This is a genomic window from Marinovum sp. E3 (assembly GCF_055755275.1).
Genome location: NZ_CM146908.1, coordinates 1,727,482 through 1,748,204 on the forward strand (window position 1 = coordinate 1,727,482; position 20,723 = coordinate 1,748,204).

15 protein-coding genes and 1 tRNA gene are annotated in these 20,723 nt (G+C 64.7%); 9 read left to right on the forward strand and 7 right to left on the reverse strand.

Going from position 1 to position 20,723, the window contains the following annotated elements; all coding sequences use genetic code 11:
- Positions 1–74 precede the first annotated feature (74 nt).
- Together AC0J5K_RS08485 and AC0J5K_RS08490 are read left to right on the forward strand one after the other, a co-directional pair.
- Positions 75–164: transfer RNA gene (locus AC0J5K_RS08485), tRNA-Ser, on the forward strand.
- A gap of 113 nt (positions 165–277) precedes the next feature.
- Complete coding sequence (locus AC0J5K_RS08490; protein ID WP_274565471.1) at positions 278–565, forward strand: SH3 domain-containing protein; 288 nt, start codon at positions 278–280, stop codon at positions 563–565.
- A gap of 63 nt (positions 566–628) precedes the next feature.
- Here the strand turns inward: AC0J5K_RS08490 and AC0J5K_RS08495 are convergent, their stop codons facing one another.
- Both AC0J5K_RS08495 and AC0J5K_RS08500 read right to left on the reverse strand, forming a co-directional pair.
- Complete coding sequence (locus tag AC0J5K_RS08495; RefSeq protein WP_274565470.1) at positions 629–3,682, reverse strand: efflux RND transporter permease subunit; 3,054 nt, start codon at positions 3,680–3,682, stop codon at positions 629–631.
- A gap of 11 nt (positions 3,683–3,693) precedes the next feature.
- Complete coding sequence (locus AC0J5K_RS08500) at positions 3,694–4,740, reverse strand: efflux RND transporter periplasmic adaptor subunit (RefSeq protein ID WP_274565469.1); 1,047 nt, start codon at positions 4,738–4,740, stop codon at positions 3,694–3,696.
- Positions 4,741–4,858: 118 nt separating this feature from the next.
- Here AC0J5K_RS08500 and AC0J5K_RS08505 point away from each other — a divergent pair, with 118 nt between their 5' ends.
- Positions 4,859–5,911 (forward strand): AraC family transcriptional regulator, encoded by a 1,053-nt coding sequence (locus AC0J5K_RS08505; protein ID WP_274565468.1) that lies wholly within the window; start codon positions 4,859–4,861, stop codon positions 5,909–5,911.
- Positions 5,912–6,062: 151 nt separating this feature from the next.
- Positions 6,063–7,643 (forward strand): ABC transporter substrate-binding protein, encoded by a 1,581-nt coding sequence (locus AC0J5K_RS08510; RefSeq protein ID WP_074835672.1) that lies wholly within the window; start codon positions 6,063–6,065, stop codon positions 7,641–7,643.
- Positions 7,644–7,843: 200 nt separating this feature from the next.
- On the opposite strand, the gene AC0J5K_RS08515 is transcribed toward AC0J5K_RS08510, so the two are convergent.
- Positions 7,844–9,040, reverse strand: coding sequence for an NADH:flavin oxidoreductase/NADH oxidase family protein (locus AC0J5K_RS08515; protein WP_074835803.1), 1,197 nt, complete (start codon positions 9,038–9,040; stop codon positions 7,844–7,846).
- Positions 9,041–9,226: 186 nt separating this feature from the next.
- Between AC0J5K_RS08515 and AC0J5K_RS08520 the strand changes: the two genes are divergently transcribed.
- The 5 genes from AC0J5K_RS08520 (at position 9,227) to AC0J5K_RS08540 (ending at position 14,856) form a co-directional block, all read left to right on the forward strand.
- On the forward strand, positions 9,227–10,798 hold the full coding sequence (locus AC0J5K_RS08520) for an ABC transporter substrate-binding protein (RefSeq protein ID WP_274565467.1): 1,572 nt from the start codon (positions 9,227–9,229) through the stop codon (positions 10,796–10,798).
- Between the two features lie 187 nt (positions 10,799–10,985).
- On the forward strand, positions 10,986–11,966 hold the full coding sequence (locus AC0J5K_RS08525) for an ABC transporter permease (RefSeq protein WP_048531788.1): 981 nt from the start codon (positions 10,986–10,988) through the stop codon (positions 11,964–11,966).
- Complete coding sequence (locus tag AC0J5K_RS08530; protein ID WP_274565466.1) at positions 11,966–12,910, forward strand: ABC transporter permease; 945 nt, start codon at positions 11,966–11,968, stop codon at positions 12,908–12,910. The genes AC0J5K_RS08525 and AC0J5K_RS08530 overlap by 1 nt, the downstream gene beginning before the upstream one ends.
- The gene (locus AC0J5K_RS08535) at positions 12,910–13,893 is read left to right on the forward strand and encodes an ABC transporter ATP-binding protein (protein WP_048531785.1); all 984 of its coding nucleotides are present in this window, start codon (positions 12,910–12,912) and stop codon (positions 13,891–13,893) included. Before AC0J5K_RS08530 ends, AC0J5K_RS08535 begins: the two co-directional genes overlap by 1 nt.
- A complete protein-coding gene (locus AC0J5K_RS08540; RefSeq protein ID WP_274565465.1) occupies positions 13,894–14,856 on the forward strand; it encodes an ABC transporter ATP-binding protein in 963 nt (320 codons plus the stop codon).
- 21 nt (positions 14,857–14,877) lie between these two features.
- Here AC0J5K_RS08540 and AC0J5K_RS08545 read toward each other — a convergent pair whose 3' ends face one another.
- From AC0J5K_RS08545 to AC0J5K_RS08560, 4 genes are all read right to left on the reverse strand, one after another.
- Positions 14,878–15,813: a dimethyl sulfoxide reductase anchor subunit family protein gene (locus AC0J5K_RS08545; RefSeq protein ID WP_274565464.1), complete on the reverse strand. Its 936-nt coding sequence runs from the start codon at positions 15,811–15,813 to the stop codon at positions 14,878–14,880.
- 8 nt (positions 15,814–15,821) lie between these two features.
- Entirely contained in the window at positions 15,822–16,562 is a 741-nt protein-coding gene (locus tag AC0J5K_RS08550) for a 4Fe-4S dicluster domain-containing protein (RefSeq protein WP_274565463.1), read from the reverse strand.
- A gap of 76 nt (positions 16,563–16,638) precedes the next feature.
- On the reverse strand, positions 16,639–19,500 hold the full coding sequence (locus AC0J5K_RS08555; protein ID WP_274565462.1) for a molybdopterin oxidoreductase family protein: 2,862 nt from the start codon (positions 19,498–19,500) through the stop codon (positions 16,639–16,641).
- Between the two features lie 264 nt (positions 19,501–19,764).
- Positions 19,765–20,712 (reverse strand): NAD(P)-dependent oxidoreductase, encoded by a 948-nt coding sequence (locus AC0J5K_RS08560; RefSeq protein WP_274565461.1) that lies wholly within the window; start codon positions 20,710–20,712, stop codon positions 19,765–19,767.
- Positions 20,713–20,723 lie beyond the last annotated feature (11 nt).

Below are 20,723 nucleotides of genomic sequence, written 5' to 3' on the forward strand. Positions count from 1 at the left end.
AATACATCAATTGTGCGAATGACTTCGATTTGCCCTTGAAACCCGGTGAAGGTCGGGGCTAAACACCCGCGCACGGACAGTTGGCCGAGTGGTCGAAGGCGCACGCCTGGAAAGTGTGTAGGCGGGAGACCGTCTCGAGGGTTCGAATCCCTCACTGTCCGCCACCCCCCATATCCCCAGCCCCCCGCAAAAGACCCGGGGACAGGGCCAGATTTTTCTTCACTCGGACCCTTTGCTCTGCGACACAGGCGGCTCCAGAAACAGCCGGGGGCAGACCATGCGCCGTACCACTCATTCCGTTTTCCTCTCGCTCCTTCTGCTCGCCGCATGTGGCAGCGTCACGGGCACGCCGACCACGGTGGATCGGGCCGATGAGGGCGAGTTTCTGAAGCTGCGGGCCGGACCGGGCCTGGGGTTTCGGGTGATCCTGGGGCTGCCCGATGGCACGCAGCTGCGGCAAAAGGATTGTGTGACCGAGCTGGGCCAGCTCTGGTGCCGGGTGGCCCTGGCGGATGCGCCCGGTGTCACCGGCTATGTCGCGGCGGACTACCTCAGCGGCCGCTGAGCGCGCCCTGACCCCATATGAAAGGGCCGCGTGGCTGATTGCCGCGCGGCCCTTTCTTTGTCGTCAGGCGGTGGCGGGCAGGGCGGCCTGGGCCCGGCGCGCCGTGCGTTTGAAGAACAGGTAGTAAAGCACCGGGGCCGCGATCAGGGTCAGCACCGAGGCAAAGGCCAGACCGCCCATGATCGTCGCCGCCATCGACTGAAAGAAGGCGTCCGACAGCAGCGGCAACATGCCGAGGATCGTAGTCGCCGCCGCCAGGAACACCGGCCGCAGACGCGAGGTCGAGGCACTGACGATGGCCTCTTCCAGCGGCATGTCGGGGTTGGCCTCGCGGGTCAGGTCGATCTCTTCGACCAGCACGATGCCGTTCTTGATCAGCATCCCCGAGAGCGACAAGAGGCCCAGCAACGCGGTGAAGGTAAAGGGCAGGCCGGCCCCCAGCAGGGCCAGGCTGACACCGTTGACCGACATCGGCACCAGCAGCCAGATGATGACCGGCTGGCGCAGAGCATTGAAGAGCAGCACCGAAATCAGCACCATCACGATCAGGCTGAGCGGCAATTGCCCGCCGAGCGAGGCCTGGGCATCGGTCGAGCTTTCGTATTCGCCGCCCCAGGCCATGGTGTAGCCTTCGGGGATCGTCATCTCTTCGATGGTGCCGCGTACCTCGGCCAGCACCTCGGTGGCGGTCATGCCGCGCGGAATGTCGGCGCCGACGGTGATCACATTGGCCCGGTCGCGGCGATGCACCAGCGTGTCCTGCGGCTCGAAGCGGAAGCCGTCGATCATCTGCGCCATCGGCACCAAGCCGCCGCCGCTGTCGGAGTAGATCACGTGATCGACCAGGGAAAGATCGGCATCGGGTGCGGCGCGCAGCACGATGGGGATCTGCCTGTCGCCTTCGCGGAACACCCCGGCGGTGGTGCCTTCGGTGGCAAATTGCAGGGTTTCGGTGATCTGCGTGCGCGAGATGCCGGCCTCCTGGGCGCGGTCCTCGGCATAGATCGGCCGCAGCACCAGTTCCTTTTCGCGCCAGTCGTTGCGCAGCGAGACCACGTTGTCGGAGGCCGCCGCCATCCGCGCCATCGCCTCGTCGGCGAGATCGCGCAGCACCTCGGGGTTGCTGCCCGAGAAGCGGACCTCGATCGGGGCACCGCCGCCGGGGCCAAAGGCCAGCCGCTTGACGCGGAACTCGCCCTGCGGCACCGCCTCGAGCGCGAATTCCTCGAGCGCGTTCATCTCGTCCTCGATCACCGCAAGCGACGAGGTGCGCACGATCAAATGGCCATAGCTCGGGTTCGGGTCTTCGCTTTCGTAGGTCAGCATGAACCGCGAGGCGCCCATGCCGGCATAGGCGGTAAAGGCCACCACCTCGTCGCGCCCGGCCAGCCAGTCTTCGAGCACCGTCAGATCCTCCGAGGTCTGGTGGATCGACGCACCCTGCGGCAGCTTGTAGTTGACGAAATAGAGCGGCGTGTTGCTGTCGGGGAAGAACTGCTGCTTGATCTGGCCGAAGAGGCCATAACAGATAACGGTCACCCCGATCAGCGCCACGATCACCAGCCAGCGCAGGCGCAGGCTGATCCTCAGCAGGCCGGCATAGCCACGGAACAGAAAGCCGTCATAGCCGTCGGCGTCCCCCGTGGTGCCCTGGCGGAAGAAGTAATGGCCCAGCAGCGGCGTGGCGGTGATGGCCAGCACCCAGGACAACAACAGCGAAATCGCGATCACCGCAAAGAGCGAGAACAGGAATTCACCGGTGGCATCCGGGCTGAGACCGATGCCGGCAAAAGCCATAATGCCGATGATGGTGGCGCCAAGCAGCGGGATCTGCGTCTTGCTGGCCGCCTCCGTCGCGGCTTCGCGCGAGGTCTGGCCGCGCCTCATGTTGATCTGCATACCCTCGGCGACCACGATGGCATTGTCCACCAGCATGCCCATGGCGATGATCAGCGCGCCGAGCGAGATGCGCTCCATCTCGATCGAGCCCAGCGCCATGAAAAAGAGCGTGCCCACCACCGTGAGCAGCAGGGTCGCCCCCACCACCACCGCAGCGCGCCAGCCCATGAAGACGGCGAGCACCACGATCACGATGCTGACCGACATGGCGAGGTTGACGAGAAAGGCGTTCGACGCCTCTTCGACCACCACATGTTGCTGATAGATCGGCGCGATCGTGACACCGACCGGGATTGCCGTCTTCAGCGTTTCGATCTTGGCATCGACCGCCTTGCCGACCTCGACGATGTTCTCGGTCGACAGGCCGGCAACGCCGAGGCTGAAGGCCTCGACGCCATTGTGGCGCAGGATCAGGTCTGGATTGGCCTCGCGGCCACGGTAGACATCGGCGAAATCGGCCAGGTTCACCACCTGTCCGCCGACCCCCACCGAGAGCGCGGCAATCGCCGACACTGTGTCGGACCCCGCCGGCCGCTGCACCAGCGTCCGGCCGTTTTCATTCTGGATCGAGCCACCGTCGACGATCTCGTCGGCGGTGGCGATCGCGGCCTGCATGATGCCCGGCGAGATGCCGAGCGAATTGGTCAGGGCGAGGTCCGGCTCGACATAGATGCGTTCGTTCGGCTGGCCCGAGATCACCGCATCGGCCACGCCATCGACCGACAACACCTCGCGGCGCAGGAAGTCGGCCAGGTCGTTGACTTCGCTGTCCGAGAAACCGGGCGCGGTGACGGCGTAATAAAGCCCGTAGACATCGCCGAAACTGTCGTTGATGAACGGCTCGGTGGAGCCGGAGGGCAGGGCGGCCTCGCCCACGCGGTTGCGCAGCTTGGTCCAGATCGCCGGCAGCTCGGTGCCGTCATAGGTGTCCTGCATCTCGACCGTGATCCAGGACAGGCCGGGCTGGTTCATGGTCTCGATGCGCTTGACCTCGCCCATCTTCTGGATCGCGGATTCGATCGGTTCGGAGACCTCGGTCGCCACTTCCTGGGCGGTGGCGCCGGGGTATTGCGTGACCACGACGGCCATCTTGATGGTAAAGGCCGGGTCTTCCAGCCGGCCCAGCGAGGAAAAGCCCCAGATGCCGCCCAGAAGGCAGGTCAGGATCACGATCCAGGTGTAGATCGGGCGGTTGATCGAAAAGCGCGCAATGTCCATCGTCGGGGCCTTCAGTTGCCGAAGCCGGTAAAGCGGCGCACGTCTTCGCCGTCGGTGAGGGTCGAGGCGCCGACAACGACGTATTCCTGTCCGGCTTCGAGGCCCGCGATCACCTCGACCTTGCCTCTTTCGGTCGGCCTGATCTCGACCGGGGTGCGGGTCACCGTGCCCTCGCGCCCGCCGGTGGGCGTGAAGATCATCAGGTAGGTCGCGCCATCATTGCCGGTGACAATCGCCGAAGCCGGCACTTCGATGCGGCTGTCGCCGGTGTCCAGCGTGGCCGTCACCTTGGCCGAGGAGCCGGGCAGGACGGTCAGATCCTTGGGCGGAAACATTCCCAGAGTGATCGAATAGGTCTGGCCGACCGATGCCGTCTCGGCGTTGAATTCCCGCAGCTCCACCGGATAGGTCCTGGGGCTGGCCGGGAACTGCGCGAGAATCTCCAGATCGGGTTTCTGGCCGGCCTGATGGAAAAGCACCTCGGGCACGTCGATCTCGATCCGAAGCTCGGACATGTCGTGCAGGCGCACCACCGGCGTTCCGGCGTTGATGGTGGAGTAATTCGGCACCAGCCGCGACGCCACCAGCGCATCGAAAGGCGCAAAGAGCGTTGCCTTGTCAAGCGCGCGTTCGGCATTGCGCAGGGCAACGCGGGTCAGTTCGACATCGGTTTCGGCGTCCTGCACCGCGGTCTGGCTGACCGCGCTGCCCTGAAGCTGGCGATAGCGGTCAACCGTGCGCACCGCCTGTTCACTGCGCGCACGCGCCTCTTCGAGCGAGAGCTCGAAAGGCTCCTGATCGAGCCTGGCGACAAGCCCGGTGCGGGGCACGATGGCGCCTTCCTCGACCGGAAACTCGACGATCTGGCCAGAGACCTGGAAAGCCAGGTCGACGGTTTCGCGCGCCACCACATGGCCAAAGAACACGCGGCTCAGCCCGCCGGCCGTGCTCTTCGCCGTTTCGAGTTTGACGATCGGCGCCTCGGCCATCGCGGCCTGCGGCAGGACTGCTGCGGCTGAGAGAACCAATGCGAGCATGCGGACCAGTTGACGTTTCACCTGTGCCAATTCCTTGATCTGATATTCGGAGATGCCGTTTTGCTGCGCTGCAACATCGGCACGGGTCGCTTACCTATGGGCGTTGCCAGATGATGTCTTGACATTAGAGGACAAAAATTTGTCATTTGAGGACATGACCCATGTGATCCGCGCCGCCGCGCTCAAAGGTTATCAGGAGGTGATGCGCGATTGCGGGGTTCCGGCGCGCCCCTTGCTGGCAGACCACGGGCTGAGCCCCGAGGACCTGGCGGATGACGATGCGCTGTTGCCGATGGAGGCGGTCTGCGGATTGCTCGAGGCCTCGAGCCTGGCGGCGCAATGCCCCGACCTCGGGCTGCGCATCGCGCGGCATCAGGATCTGGCGGTGCTGGGCATTCTGGGCCTCGCCATCCAGACCGCCGCTACCCCGGCGGAGGCCTCCAAGATCATCTCGCGCTTCATCTTTCTTCAGGGCACCGCGCTTCGGATGCGGGCCGAGGTGCCGGGACGGCTGGTGCCCGATACAGTGGCCATGGTGCTCGAGATCGACGGCATCGCCCCGAACCGGCAGCGGCAGATCATCGAGTTGATCCTCGGCATGGGGTTTCAGGTCGGCCGGATGCGCGATCCCTGGGCCCACAAGGTGCGGGCTGTATCGCTGCCGCATGGGCTAGGCACCGCCGGCGAGCCGCATCGCAGGTTCTTCGCCGTGCCGGTGCATGAAAACCAGACATCTGCGGCGCTGCACATGGATGCGCGCGATTGGCATGTGCCGGACCCCAACAGCCATCCGCGGTTTCAGCGCCTGATGGAGGATCACCTGGAGCGCAATTTTCCGGTCCCGGCGCAGCGGCTCAGCGACCGGGTGCGCGCCGCGCTGCGGCCGCTGATCGGCACGCCGCAGGCCAACCGCGCCGATATCGCGCATATGCTGGCAATCGAACCGCGGACATTGCACCGGCAGTTGCGGGCCGAAGGCACCAGCTTTCAGGAGATCAAGGACAGCGCGCGCCGCGATCTGGCGCTGAAACATCTGACCGAGACAGATGTGACGCTGGATCAACTGGCTGGCATGCTTGGTTTTCCGGAACAATCGGCGCTCTCGCGGGCCTGCCGCCGGTGGTTCGGCACCCCGCCCGGGGCACTGCGCCGGGCCCGGCGCGCGGATACGGATACTGCGGTGCGGCGTTAGCGCTGCAAGAAATTATCGAGCGGCCGGCATGGCTTAGCCGCCAAACTGCCCCCGCGACGTAATGCCAAGTCGGGCCTTGTCATTTTGCCAAAGGTGTCAAAGACTGGCGCCATGTCGAAAACGACAATCACACAAAAGACAGGGAAAACCAATGAAGACGACATTCGCTTTGTCAGTGATCGGTGCGCTGTTGGCTACCACAGCGTCGCTGAGTGCCGAAACCCTTCGCTGGGCGCGCGCCGGTGACGCGCTGACGCTTGATCCGCATGCCCAGAACGAGGGCCCGACCCACACCATCCGCCACCAGATGTACGAGCCGCTGATCATCCGCGACGTGACCGGCGAATTCGAGGCCGCGCTGGCCACCGACTGGGCGCCGAAGGAAGACGACCCGAACGTCTGGGTCTTCAACCTGCGCCAAGGCGTGAAATTCCACGATGGCGCCGATTTCACCGCCGAGGACGTGGTGTTCAGCTTCGAGCGCGCCAAACAACCGAACTCGGACATGAAAGAGCTTATCGGCTCGATCACCGAGGTCCGCGCGGTCGACGATTACACCATCGAGATGGTCACCGACGGCCCGAACCCGATCCTGCCGTCGAACCTCACCAACCTGTTCGTCCTTGACAAGGGCTGGGCCGAGGCAAACGACACCGTCAACGTGCAGGATTTCGAAGGCGGCGAGATCACCTATGCCACCACCAACGCCAACGGCACCGGGCCCTACAAGCTGGTCAGCCGCGAGCCCGACGTCAAGACGGTGATGGAGATCAACGAGGAGTATTGGGGCCGCGACCAGTTCCCGATGGAAGTGACCGAGATCGTCTATACCCCGATCCAGAACGCGGCCACCCGGGTGGCCGCCATGCTCTCGGGCGAGGTCGATTTCCTTCAGGACATGCCGGTGCAGGATCTCGAGCGGGTCAATAATGCCGACGGTCTGACCGTCAAGAAGGCGCCGCAGAACCGGGTGATCTTTTTCGGCATGAACCAGGGCGCCGATGACATCGAGGCCGACAATGTCGAGGGCAAGAACCCGCTCGCCGACGTGCGCGTGCGCAAGGCGATGTCGATGGCGATCAACCGCGATGCGATCCAGCAGGTGGTGATGCGTGGCCAGTCGATCCCGGCCGGCATGATCGCGCCGCCCTTTGTCAACGGCTGGACCGAGGCGATGGACGCCGAAAGCGCCACCGACATCGAAGGCGCCAAGGCGCTGATGGAAGAGGCCGGCTACGGCGACGGTTTCTCGATCCGTCTCGACTGCCCGAACGACCGCTACATCAACGATGAAGCGATCTGTCAGGCGGCCGTCGGCATGCTGGGCCAGATCGGTGTGACCGTGAACCTCGACGCCAAGCCCAAGGCGCAGCACTTCCCGCTGATCACCGACAGCAAGACCGATTTCTACATGCTGGGCTGGGGCGTGCCGACCTACGATTCCGAGTATATCTTCAACTTCCTTGTGCACGGCCGCGAATCCGACATCGGCACCTGGAACGGCACCGGTTTCGACAATGACGAGCTGGATGCCAAGATCGAGTCGCTGGCCTCGAACACCGATCTCGAAGCCCGCAACCAGGACATCGCCGATATCTGGCGGGTGGTGCAGGATGAACAGCTCTACATCCCGATCCACCACCAGGTGCTGAACTGGGGCATGGCCGAAAACGTCGGCATCGAAGTCGACCCGGAAGATCAGCCGAAGGTGAAATATTTCACCATGAACTGAGGTGGTTGCTCAGGAAATGAAGGGGGGCGGTCCTGCGAGGGCCGCCCTTTTTTTCGGGAGTCGGTCGCGGTGGGAAGAGGAGCCACACGATAGACCTCAAACATCACGAATGCCCTCGCAATATGCGCCGGGGCGGGCTTTCATTGAGCAAGCTGGATGACCGGTCCTTTGCTTGGCCGGACCTGGGGTCGAGGCTCGTTTTATGGGCGAAAACGGGCGTTCCATATGGAAATGCGGTCGCTGTCCCGCTCCTCGTATTCTCTGATCGACGCCTCAAGTTCCGTCGAGTCTGATGGGGCACGGTCTTCGCCCAGCGCTGTCAAACGCATCGTGTACCATGCCGTGACCCCGCCTTCGGGCGGATTGGCGAACTTCGGGAACTTGGGGTCATTCCCCGTGCCCGACCGCCAGCCATTCGGAAGCGCGGGGTCGAGGACGAGTGCCCGCGCGAGGCCGACCATGTCAACGTTTCCGCGGGCAAGGGCATCCGCCGCGTGCTGAAGGGTCTTGAACCCACCGGTCACCATCAGCGGCTTGCGGGTCAGGGGCCGGGCATGTTCGGCAAAATCCAGGAAATAGGGCCCCGTTCCAGCACTGTCTGAGGCGGATCGTGCACCGGGAAAGTAGGTTCCGCCGCTGATGTCGATCAGATCGATCGCGGTCCCGTCCAACGCGGCAATCACTGCAAGGGCGTCTTGCCTGTCAAGGCCCCCTTCCAACTGGTCGGTGGCGTTCAGCTTGATGGCGATTGGAATGCCGGGGCCGACTGCGCCGCGCACCTCATCAACGACGTCAAGCAACAGCCGCATCCGGTTCGTTATGGACCCGCCATACTCGTCGTCCCGTTTGTTGAACAGAGGCGAGAGAAACTGGCTCAACAGGAATCCGTGGGCTGCGTGGATCTGAACGCCGCCGAAACCAAGATCCATGGCGAGGCGCGCTGTCCGGGCAAACTCGGACGGCAGGGCGCGCAGCTCGTCCCGGGTCAGGGCCGAACAGATCAGGCCGGGAATATCGAGCGCGCTCGGACCTTTTGGATCACTGATCGGAGGATGTGCCATTGCGCCGGCATGGCCAAGCTGTAGCCACAGCTGCGCGCCATTGGCGGATCCCCGGTGGGCGAGCGTTCGGAAACGGCGCAGATCGGAATCCGCTCTCAGAACAAGATTTCCGGGCTTTTCGGCGAAACAGGGATTGCCCTGCACCTCGCCCACAATCGACACGGCCAATCCGCCTTCTGCCCAGCGCTCGTAGAGCCGGATTTGTGCATCCGTGGGATCGCCGCGACCATTGCCCAGCGAATCCGACATGGCCGACTTGGCAACCCGGTTCTTCAAGACAGTCCCGCAAGGCAATTCGAGCGGTTGGAACAATGCTGCGTTGAATTGATTCTCCATAAAGCGACCCATACCCCGAGTGGTCGTCAATGTCTCTCATTGCGCGCATCCAATCCAGATGCGGAATTCCGTAGATCGGGCTCAGGGTGAGATGCTCGGTCTGCGCATCCCCGCACAGAGGCTTGTGAATGGACCCTGTGCCCGCATGTGCTAGGCTGAGCCAAATCCAACAGGGGAGATTATCCAATGTCACGAATGATATGCGCGGCCACAGCCGCGCTCGGGGTGGCCCTTGCCGCGCCCGCGGCGGCCGAAGAATTCAAATGGGCGGTGACCACCGATCCCCAGACGATGGACCCCCATGCGGTCAATTCGACGCCGGTGCTGGGCTTTCTCAACAATACCTACGAAGGGCTGGTGCGCCGGGGCAAGAACATGTCGGTGGAGCCGGCGCTCGCCACGGGATGGGAGCCGATCGGCGAAGGCGAGGGCTGGCGCTTTACCCTGCGCGAGGGCGTGACCTTCCACGACGGCAGCAGCTTTGACGCCGAGGATGTGCTGTTTTCCTACCAGCGTGCCTCGAGCCCGGAGTCGGACACCGCGAGCTGGTTCGCGCCGGTGTCGGAGGTCAAGGTGATCGACGCCTATACCGTCGATTTCATGACCACCGCACCCAACCCGCTGTTTCCCTCGTCGATCGCCAACTGGATGATCATGGACAGCGGCTGGGCCGAGGCCAACAATGCCACCCGTCCCGACAAGGAGGCCGGCAATCACGCCACGCTCAACGCAAATGGCACCGGTGCTTTCAAGGTCACCACACGCGAGCCCGGGCTGCGCACCGTGCTCGAACCCTTCGAGGGCTGGTGGGGCGAGGCCGAGCACAACATCACCCGCGCCGAGCTGACGCCGATCCAGAATCCGGCGACGGCGCTGGCGGCGCTGCTCTCGGGCGACGTGGATTTCATCAACCCTGTGCCGATCCAGGATGTGGCGCGGTTGGCCTCGAACCCCGACGTGAAGGTGGTGCAGGGTATCGAGGCGCGAGTCATCATGCTGGGCTTTCCGCATGAGGCGGAGGCGCTGAAGTTCTCGTCCGACATCGACGGCGAAAACCCCTTTGCCGATGTCCGCGTACGCCAGGCCGTGGCGCATGCGATCAATGTGCCGGCGATCCTTCAGACCATCATGCGCGGCAATGCCGAACCGGTGAACCAACTGGTCAGCGCGGCCATGAGCGGCTATTCCGAGGCGCTTGGCGCGGCCCCGGCCTATGACCCTGAGAAGGCCCGCGCGCTGCTGGCCGAAGCGGGGTATGCCGACGGGTTCTCTTTTGGCCTGAAATGCCCCAACAACCGCTATCTCAACGACGAGGCGGTCTGTCAGGCGGTGACCGGGATGCTGGCGCAGGTCGGCATCGATGCGACTCTGGAGGCAATGCCAGTCAACAACTACTGGCCCGAGCTCAGGGCCGACAATTTCGACATGTATCTGCTGGGCTGGTCGCCCGGCACCTTCGACGCCGAACACCCGATCCGCTTTCTTGTCGCCACCCCGAACGAGGAGAAGAAGCTGGGAAGCTGGAACTTCGGCGGCTTTTCCAACGCGCGCATCGACACGCTGCTGCCGATGATCCAGTCCGAGATCGATCCGGCCGAGCGTCAGGCGATGCTTGACGAGGTGGCGCAGATCATGGCCGACGAGCAGGCTTACGTGCCGCTTTATGTGCAGCCGCTAGTCTGGGGCACGCGGGCCAATATCGAGCTGACCCAGCGGCCCGACAATTTCTTCATCCTGCGCTGGGTGACCGTGAACTGAGACATGTCGGGGCCGGCAGAGGATGCCGGCCCCGTCGGCAGCCAGCGGCCCCCGGCTGACGCGGGGCCGCGCCGGGCCCTTGGGCCCGATTTGCCTTGAGAGTCGGGGGTGTAAAGCCCTTGAACGGCACGTCACCCGAACGCTTTTGCCCTTGACCCGAAAAACCCGCCGTTATCTCTTGGCGGGCATGCTTGCTTTCATCATCCGCCGTGTCGGCCAATCCCTGCTTGTCCTGCTGATCGTGGGGCTTGTCGCCTTTTCGATGTTCAATTTCGTGGGTGACCCGATCGACAACATGCTCGGTCAGGAACGCACCGCCGAAGATATCGCGCGATTGCGCGAGCAGCTCGGCCTCGACCGGTCGTTCTTCGTGCAATACTTCCGCTTTCTGCAAGAGGCACTTCAGGGCAACTTCGGCGTCAGCTATCGTCAGGGTCGTCCGGTAACCGACATCCTGCTGGAACGCGCGCCGGCGACGCTGGAGCTGGCGGCGGTTTCGGGGGTGCTGGCCATCCTCTTCGGCATCGCGCTTGGCGTGTTCACCGCGATCCGCCGCGATGGCATCTGGGCACATGCGATCATGTCGGCCTCGTTGATCGGCGTCTCGCTGCCGACCTTCCTGATCGGCATCCTGCTGATCTATGTCTTCTCGGTCGAACTCGGCTGGCTGCCCAGTTTCGGGCGCGGCGATGTGGTGACCGTCGGCGGCTGGAAGACCGGCTTTCTGACCGAAAGCGGCCTCAAGGCACTGATCCTGCCGTCGATCACCCTGGGGCTCTATCAGATGACGCTGATCATGCGGCTGGTACGCTCGGAAATGCTCGAGGTGCTGCGGCAGGATTACATCCGTTTCGCCCGCGCGCGCGGGCTCAGGGACCGGGCGGTGAACTTCCGCCACGCGCTGAAAAACACCATGGTGCCGGTGATCACCGTGATCGGGCTTCAGCTTGGCGCGATCATCGCCTTTGCCATCATCACCGAGACGGTGTTCCAGTGGCCGGGCGTCGGCCTGCTGTTCATCAACGCGATCCAGTTCGTCGACATCCCGGTGATGGCGGCCTACCTGATGCTGATCTCGGTGATGTTCGTGGGGATCAACCTGGCCGTGGACATCCTTTATTTCTTCATTGATCCGCGCCTGCGCGCGGACCGCTCGGGAGGCCACTGATGACCGATATCCCCGTTGCGCCGCCGCCGAAATCGCGGCTTCGTCTGGCGCTGGAAAGCGATGTCTTCTACTCCTTCCGTCGCTCGCCGGTTGCGGTGATCTCGGCGCTGGTGGTGCTGGTGCTGCTGGTCTCGGCGATCTTCGCGCCCTGGATCGCCTCGACCAATCCCTTCGATCCGGCCTCGCTCAATCTGATGAACGGTTTCACCCCGCCGCTGGAGCCCAATGCCTTTACCGGCGACAGCTTCCTGCTGGGCACCGACGATCAGGGCCGCGACGTGTTTTCCACCATCCTCTACGGCATGCGCATCTCGCTTTTTGTCGGGGTGGCGGCGGTGGCCTTTGCCATGGTGCTGGGCATCACGCTGGGGCTGATTTCGGGTTATGTTGGTGGCTGGGTCGAAACCATCATCATGCGCGTCGCCGACGTGCAGCTCACCTTTCCCTCGATCCTGGTGGCCATGTTGATCTTTGGCATCGCCAAGGGGATCACTCCGGTGGAGTACCGCGACCAGATGGCGATCTGGGTGCTGATCCTCGCCATCGGCCTGTCGGATTGGGTGCAATTCGCGCGGGTGGTGCGCGGCGCCACGCTGGTTGAGAAAAACAAGGAATACGTCCAGGCGGCGCGGCTGATCGGGCGGAAACCCGGCGCCATCATGCTGCGCCACATCCTGCCCAATGTGCTGTCGCCGGTGCTGGTGATCGCCACGATCTCGCTGGCGCTGGCAATCATCGCCGAGGCGACGCTGTCGTTCCTGGGCGTCGGCGCGCCGCCGACCCAGCCGTCGCTGGGCACGCTGATCCGTATCGGCCAGGGCTTCCTGTTCTCGGGTGAGTGGTGGATTCTGTTCTTTCCCGCCTGCACGCTTCTGGCGCTGGCGCTTTCCGTCAATCTGCTGGGCGACTGGCTGCGCGACGCATTGAACCCGAGGCTGCGCTGATGGCTGAACCCGTGCTTTCCATCCGCGACCTCTCGGTCGAGATTCCCACCCGCCACGGTATCGTCAAGCCGGTCGACGGGGTGAGTTATGACATCCGCGCCGGCGAGATCCTTGGCGTGGTCGGAGAAAGCGGCGCCGGCAAATCCATGGCCGGCAACGCGGTAATCGGCCTGTTGAGCCCGCCGGCGCATATCGCCTCGGGCGAGATCTGGCTGAACGGCAAGCGGATCGACCAGCTGCGCGGCGAGGCGATGCGCCGGCTGCGCGGCAAGGAGATCGGTATGGTCTTTCAGGATCCGCTGACCTCGCTCAATCCGCTTCTCAGGATCGGCGATCAACTGGTCGAGACCATGCGCACACATCTGAAGATCAGCGAGAAAGAGGCCGAGAAACGCGCCGTGGCGGCGCTGGAAGAGGTCGGCATTCCCGGTGCGGCCAGCCGGGTGAATTCCTACCCGCACGAGTTCTCCGGCGGCATGCGGCAGCGGGTGGTGATTGCGCTGGCGCTCTGCGCCGAACCTTCGCTGGTGATCGCCGACGAGCCGACCACCGCGCTCGATGTCTCGGTCCAGGCGCAGATCATCGCGCTTTTGAAGCGGCTCTGCCGCGAGCGGGGCACCGCGGTCATGCTGATCACCCACGACATGGGGGTGATCGCCGAGGCGACCGACCGCGTGGCGGTGATGTATGCCGGTCGCCTGGCCGAGCTGGGCGCCGTCGAACAGGTGCTGACCCGGCCGCAGCACCCCTATACCCACGGGCTGATGGCCTCGACCCCGCTGGCCTCGGAGGGCAAGGCGCGGCTGCACCAGATCCCCGGCGCCATGCCGCGGCTGGATGCGGTGCCCGATGGCTGTGCCTTCAACCCGCGCTGCCCGCGCGCCACCGAAGTCTGCCGCACGCCGCCGCCGCCCAGGGTCAAGGACGGCATGGCCGCCTGCTGGCACCCGCTTGTCGAAGACGTCGAAGAAAAGGTTTCCTGAATGGCGCTGGTCAAAGTCGATAATCTCAGCCGCGTGTTCGACGTCTCGAAACCCTGGCTGAACCGGGTGCTGGAGCGGCGGGAAAAGGAATATCTGACGGCGGTGTCAGAGGTGAGTTTCGACGTCGCCGAACGCTCGACCTATGCGCTGGTGGGCGAAAGCGGCTCCGGCAAATCGACCATCGGCAAGATGCTGGTGGGGTTGCTGTCACCTTCGGATGGCCATGTCGAGATCGAGGGGATCGATCTGGCCAATGAGCCGGATGCCGCCAAGGTCGACGCGGTGCGCGCCGACATCCAGATGATCTTTCAGGATCCCTATGCCTCGCTCAACCCACGCTGGCGGGTCAAGGACATCATCGTCGAGCCGGTCGCCTCGCGCGGCGGCAAGACCGAGGGGATGGCCGAGAAGCTGCTGGAACAGGTCGGGCTGTCGGTCAAGGACGCGGGCAAGTTCCCGCATGAATTCTCGGGCGGCCAGCGTCAGCGGATCTGCATTGCCCGGGCGCTGGCCAGCGAGCCACGGCTGATCGTCTGTGACGAGCCGACCTCGGCGCTGGATGTCTCGGTTCAGGCGCAGGTGCTCAACCTGATGAGCGACCTGAAGGAAAATTTCGGGCTGACCTATGTCTTTATCAGCCACGATCTGACCGTGGTGCGGCACATGGCCGATGTGATCGGCGTGCTTTACCTGGGCCGGCTGGTGGAAGAGGCGGTGCCGGGGCGGCTGTTCGACGATCCGAAGCACCCCTATACCCAGATGCTGCTGGAAGCGGCGCCGAAAATGGATGCCTTTGGCCGCGAGATCCAGCCCCCCGAAGGCGAGATCCCCGATCCGATCAATCCGCCGCCCGGCTGCGCCTTTCATCCGCGTTGTCCGATGGCGCAGGATATCTGCAAGCGCGATCGGCCACGACTGCGGCAGATCGGCGGCACCCGGGTGGCCTGTCACTTCGCGGAATAGGCGCCACCCGCGCGGCCCGGCTCAGGCGCGCTGGTTGCCGTAGTAGAGCGTCGAGAGATGCGTCGCCTCGGCAAAGAACAGCCAGCGTTCCGTCACCAGTCCGGCGGCGGCCGCGGTGACTGCGACCGGCATCAACACCGGCGCGAGCCCGCCGGTCAGTGCCTGAAAGGCCAGCATCAGCCCGGGCAACAGAAAGCCCCAGAGCAGCACCGAGCGGCGCAGCGTCTCGGCGTGTCTGCGGGCGACGTCATAGCCCATTTCGCGCATCACGTAGTTCGGCCGGCTGTGCGGCGGCTCGAGCTGGCGTTTGACGCCCTTGAGGCCCAGCGCCATGTCGGCGGTATAAGCGCCCGGCTCGGCGTCGATCCGGCGCCAGTAGATCAGCTTGAGCGCGCCGGCCAGACCCAGCGCCAGCAGCGCGATCAGGCTGACAAGGCGGATGTCGCGACCGGCGAAGGCATGCAGCAGCACCAGCAGCAGCGCGCCCGAGGCGGCGGCATTGGCAAGATAGACACAAGGCACCTGCGGCATATGCCATTCGCGGATGGTGCGCAGCGAGGCATAGATCATGCCGGTGCACCAGACCGTCGCCACGGCGCCGATGGCGCCGAGCAGGGCCAGCGGCAGGGTCAGCCAGCCCGCGATCCCGAAGAGCGACATCAGCCAGAGCAACCCGGCGGGCACATAGGTGGCCAGGGCCGCCACGCCCTCCCGCGAGAGCCAGGACGAGCGCCATTGCGACAGCGCCCGCCAGGCGCGCTCGGGGCGGCCGAGGTGAAAGGTGGAGCTGAGCAGCCCCAGCGTAATCAGCCCGAGCGCGATGAACAGGCCGGCGAAGAAGCCCCAGCCGGCGACCGGCTGGGCGCCGATGACATGTGCCAGGCTGAGCCAGAACAGCAGGCCGTATCCGGCGCCGGAGGAGGTGGTGAAGAGGATGACCGAATAGGCGGGATGCATGTTCGTCCTTAGCGGCTGAGGGCGCGGTCGGCCCAGGCAAAGAGTTTCTCGAGGGCGGAGCCGGTGGTTTCGGCCTGCGGTTCGGCGGCGATCTGCGGCGTGCGGTCCGAGGCCTTGCGCGGCGGCAGGTACTTGTTGACCGGCTTGTAGCCAAACTCGTCGAGCAGGTTGAAGCCGTCGCGCGCGGTGACGTTGTGCGACACCGCGCTGTTGGGATCGGCAAGATCGCCAAAGGCGCGGGCGCCGGTGGGGCAGGCCTTGACGCAGGCCGGCACCCGATCCTCCTCGGGGATGGTCTCGTTATAGATCCGGTCTACGCAGAGCGTGCATTTCTTCATCACGCCTTCGTCGTAATCGTATTCCCGCGCGCCATAGGGGCAGGCCCAGGAGCAGAGCTTGCAGCCGATGCAGGTATCGGGGTTGACCAGAACGATGCCGTCCTCCTCGCGCTTGTAGCTGGCGCCGGTGGGGCAGACGGTGACGCAATCGGGTGTCTCGCAATGCAGGCAGGAGCGGGGGAAATGGACGGTGCCTTTCCAGTGGTCGTTGTCGACCTCGTAACTGTGGACGCGGTTCAGGAAGGCGCCGTGCGGATCGGCGCCGTAAGGCTCCTGATCGGTGAGCGGCGCGGAATAGCCGCCGGTGTTCCACTCCTTGCAGGAAGTGACGCAGGCATGGCAGCCGACGCAGATGTCGAGGTCGATGACCAGGCCGAGGCTCTTGTCGGTCTTTTCGGGGAGGGTGGTCATTCTATGTCTCCCTGGGTCGGGTGTTGCGGGGCGGCGGGAGCCAGGCGGCGCGCCCTCCGGGGCTGATGTCGCGCGCTCATTCCGCCGGCTCCTTCCACTGCCTGCCAAAGGCCAGCGTCTCGGGTCGTTCCGGCCAGGCATCCTCGCCCAGCGGCTCGAACAGCGGCGAGGTTCCGGCGCTCTCGGCTTTCTCGATCTTCACCCGCAGGTCGAACCAGGCCGCCTGGCCGGTCAGCGGATCGGAGTTGGAATAGCGATAGCCGCCGCCGCCCTTTGGCAAGAGTTCGGAAATCAGGTGGTTGAGCAGGAAGCCCTCCTTCACCTCGGGCGCGTCATGCGACAGCCCCCAGGCGCCGCGCCGCTTGCCGATGGCGTTCCAGGTCCAGACCGTGTGCCGGTTGACCCCCTCCATCAGCCTGATCTGGCATTTCACCCGTCCGATATGCGAGGTCAGCCAGACCCAATCATCATCCTGCACCCCGATCTCGACCCCCACCGAGGTATGCACGTAAAGCCGGTTCTGCGCGGTGATCTGGCGCAGCCAGGCGTTCTGCGAGCCCCAGGAATGATACATGTGCATTGGCCGCTGGGTGATCGCGTGCAGCGGGAAGCCTGTGGTCAGCTGTTCCTCGAAGGGCGCGTACCAGAAGGGCAGCGGATCGAAGTGCGTCTTGATCCGGTCGCGCGCGCGATCCGGCGGCTGGCGTTCGCCATGGCCCAGGGCGGCCAGGCGGAACTTCTGCATCGGTTCGGAATAGAGCTGCATTATCGTCGGCTCCGGCGACAGGCGGATGCCCTTTTCGATGCCCCAGTCGAGATAGCCGCGATTGGCGAAACGGAAATAGGCATGGCTCGGGTCGAGATGCAGGCCGAAGAATGCGCCGTTCTCGATATAGCGGTCGATCTGGTCGGAGTTGGGCGCGCCGACGCAGGACTTGTCACCGTCCTCGCCGCGCCAGCCGGCGAGCGGGCCGATGCCGGGCTTGCGCTCGTGGTTGGTGATGTAGTCGGGATAGCCGCCGGGATACATCGGGCTGCCATCCTCCTTGACGAACCCCGGCAGTTTCAGCCGCGCGCCAAGATCGATCAGCACCTCCTGAAAACCGCGCACGTCGCGATCGGGCTTGACCACGGGATGGCGGATGCCATCGGCCACCAATTCCGGCTCGGAGATCGGGCGGTCCAGCAGCGAGATGCAATCGTAACGCTCAAGATAGGTGGTGTCCGGCAGGATCAGGTCGGCAAAGGGCACGGTTTCAGAATAATAGGCGTCGGAATAGATGATCTTGGGGATCACGTAATCGCCGTTGTCGTCCTTGGCGGTCAGCGCATCCAGCGTGCCCGGTACGTTCATCGACGAGTTCCAGGCCATGTTGGCCATATACATGAAGAGCACGTCGATGCCGTAGGGATCCTTGGTGGCTGCGTTGTTGATCACCATATGCATCAGCCCATGGGCCGAGATCGGCGCATCCCAGGAAAACCCCTTGTCGAGCCGGTTGGGCTGGCCCTCGCCATCCAGCAACAGATGCTCGGGCCCATGCGGAAAGCCCAGATGCGGGCCGCCCAGCGGCAGTTCGGGCTTGATGTCACCGGCGGCGCCGTGGGGCAGCAGGTTTGGTGGGGTCTGCTTGGGGTAGGGCGGCTTGTAGCGAAAGCCGCCGGGCGTATCGATCGAACCCAGCAGGATTTGCAAGATATGGATCATCCGGCAGGTCTGGAAGCCGTTGGAATGGGCCGAGATGCCGCGCATGGCGTGCATCGAGACCGGGCGGCCGATCATCTTGTCATGCTTGCGCCCGGCCCAGTCGGTCCAGGGGCGGTCGAGCACGATCTCCTCCTTGAAGGCGACATGCGCCAGTTCCGCCGCGATCTGGCGGATCTGCTCGGTGGGCACGCCGGTGCGCTCGGCCACCGCCTCGGGGGCGTAGTTGTCGCCAAGGTAGCGCTCGGCCATCAGCTCGAAGACCGGCCGCGCCGTGCGGCCGTCGGGCAACTCGCGGGTGCCGGTGAGCGCCGGCCGGATTTCGGCGGCCTTGCCATTGCCGAAGGCGCCCGCCGCCTCATCCCAGACCATGGGATTGCCGTCGCCGTCGCGGGCGAACAGCCCGTCATCGGCCGCGCCGGGGTCTTTGATCACCAGCCAGGGGGCGTTGGTGTAGCGCACCAGGTAGTCGAGGTCGATCTGCTGGGTGCGGAACAGCTCGTGGATCAGCGCGCCGACAAACAGCCCGTCGGTGCCGGGGCGGATGCCGACCCATTCGTCGGCCACGGCGTTGTAGCCGGTGCGCACCGGGTTGACCGAGACCACCTTGGCGCCGCGTTTCTTGAGCTTGCCGATGCCGATCTTGATCGGGTTCGAGGCATGGTCCTCGGCGACGCCGAAGAGCATGAAATACTTGGTCAGATCCCAATCCGGATCGCCGAATTCCCAGAACGCCCCGCCAAAGGTGTACAGCCCGCCGGCGGCCATATTGACCGAGCAGAAACCGCCGTGAGCGGCGAAATTCGGGGTGCCGTATTTCATCGCCCAGAAGCCGGTCAGGCTCTGGCTCTGGTCTCGGCCGGTGAAGAAGGCGAGTTTCTTGGGATCGGTCTTGCGCACCTTGCCGAGCCAGCCGGTGGCGATCTCCAGCGCCTCGTCCCAGGAAATCTCCTCGAACTGGCCGGAGCCGCGCGGGCCCACGCGTTTCATCGGTGCGCGCAGCCGGGCCGGAGAATAATGCTGCATGATCCCGGCGCTGCCCTTGCCGCAGAGTACGCCCTTGTTGACCGGGTGGTTGCGATTGCCCTCGATGTAGCGGACCACCTGTTTGCCGTCGGGGCCGGTCTTGAGATGCACGTTGATCCCGCAGCGGCAGGCGCACATGTAGCAGGTGGTCTGCTTCATCTCGTCGCCGACGGGGGCGCTGGTCTCGATCTCGGGGCTGCCTGTCATGCGCTGTGTCCTGACCTCTGTGCGATTCAGGAAGGACGTTGGCATAAAAGCTTGGGGTTAGGAAATATTTCCTTTGATGCGGCGGCGGATCGGGCGGATATTCCTTGCGTCCTCCGCCGTCCCGGCGGGCTGCGCCCTTGTTCCGGGCTCCGGTGGCATCCGTCCCGGGCATGACCCGGGACCTCTCGGAGAACCTCGAGAACGAGGCGCCGGATCAGGTCCGGCGCGCGGATCTTCCAGGGGCGGGCCGCCGCCGGCCAGGGCTCACCTTCCGCGCGGCACCACCTCGTAGCCCGGCTCTTCCGGTTCTTCGTCACACATCTCGGCCGGGAAGCCCGGCGCGCGGATTTCCAGCCCGGTGGCCTCTTCCAGCCGCCGGATGATGTTGGGCGACAGTTCGCGCGAACCGAACCGCGCGATTCCGTCGTCGATGATGCGCATCATCAGCGGATTGACTTCGAGCGGCACCCCGGCGCGGTCGGCCACCTCCTGAAACAGCCCGATGTCCTTCTTCACCAGGTCCATGGTAAAGGAAATGTCGCGCGAGCCGTTGAGGATCACCTGGCTTTCGGTCTCATGCACGAAGCTGGTGCCCGAGCTGATGGCGATCGCCTCATAGGCGGTGGCCAGGTCCATGCCGGCGCCCTTGCAGGTCACCAGCGCCTCGGCGCAGGAGATCAGGTTGGCGGTGGCCAGGTAGTTTGTCACCACCTTCAGCACCGAGGCCGAGCCCAGATCGCCAGTGTGCAGCACCCGCCGGCCCATTGTCGTCAGAAGCGGCAGAACCCGGTCAAAGGTGGCGCGGTCACAGCCGGCGAAGATCGAGATATTGCCGGTGTCGGCGCGGTGACAGCCGCCCGAAACCGGGCAATCCACCGCCGCGCCGCCGCGCGCGATGACCTCGGCGCCAAGCCGCTTGACCTCGGCCTCGTCGGTGGTCGACATCTCCATCCAGACCTTGCCGGGCCCGACCTCGGGCAGCATCTGCTGCACCACGGCGGCCGAGGCGGCGGGCGAGGGCAGGCAGGTGATCACCGTGTCGCAGCTTCGCATGATCTGCTCGGGCGAGCCGCCGTCACGCGCGCCGCGCTCCGTGAACCCGGCCACCAGCGCGCCGTTGAGATCATGCACGGCCAGGTCATGACCATTGCGCAGCAGGCTGCCGCTCAATTTGCTGCCGACATTGCCCAGTCCGACAAACCCGATGTTCATTCCGCCGTTCT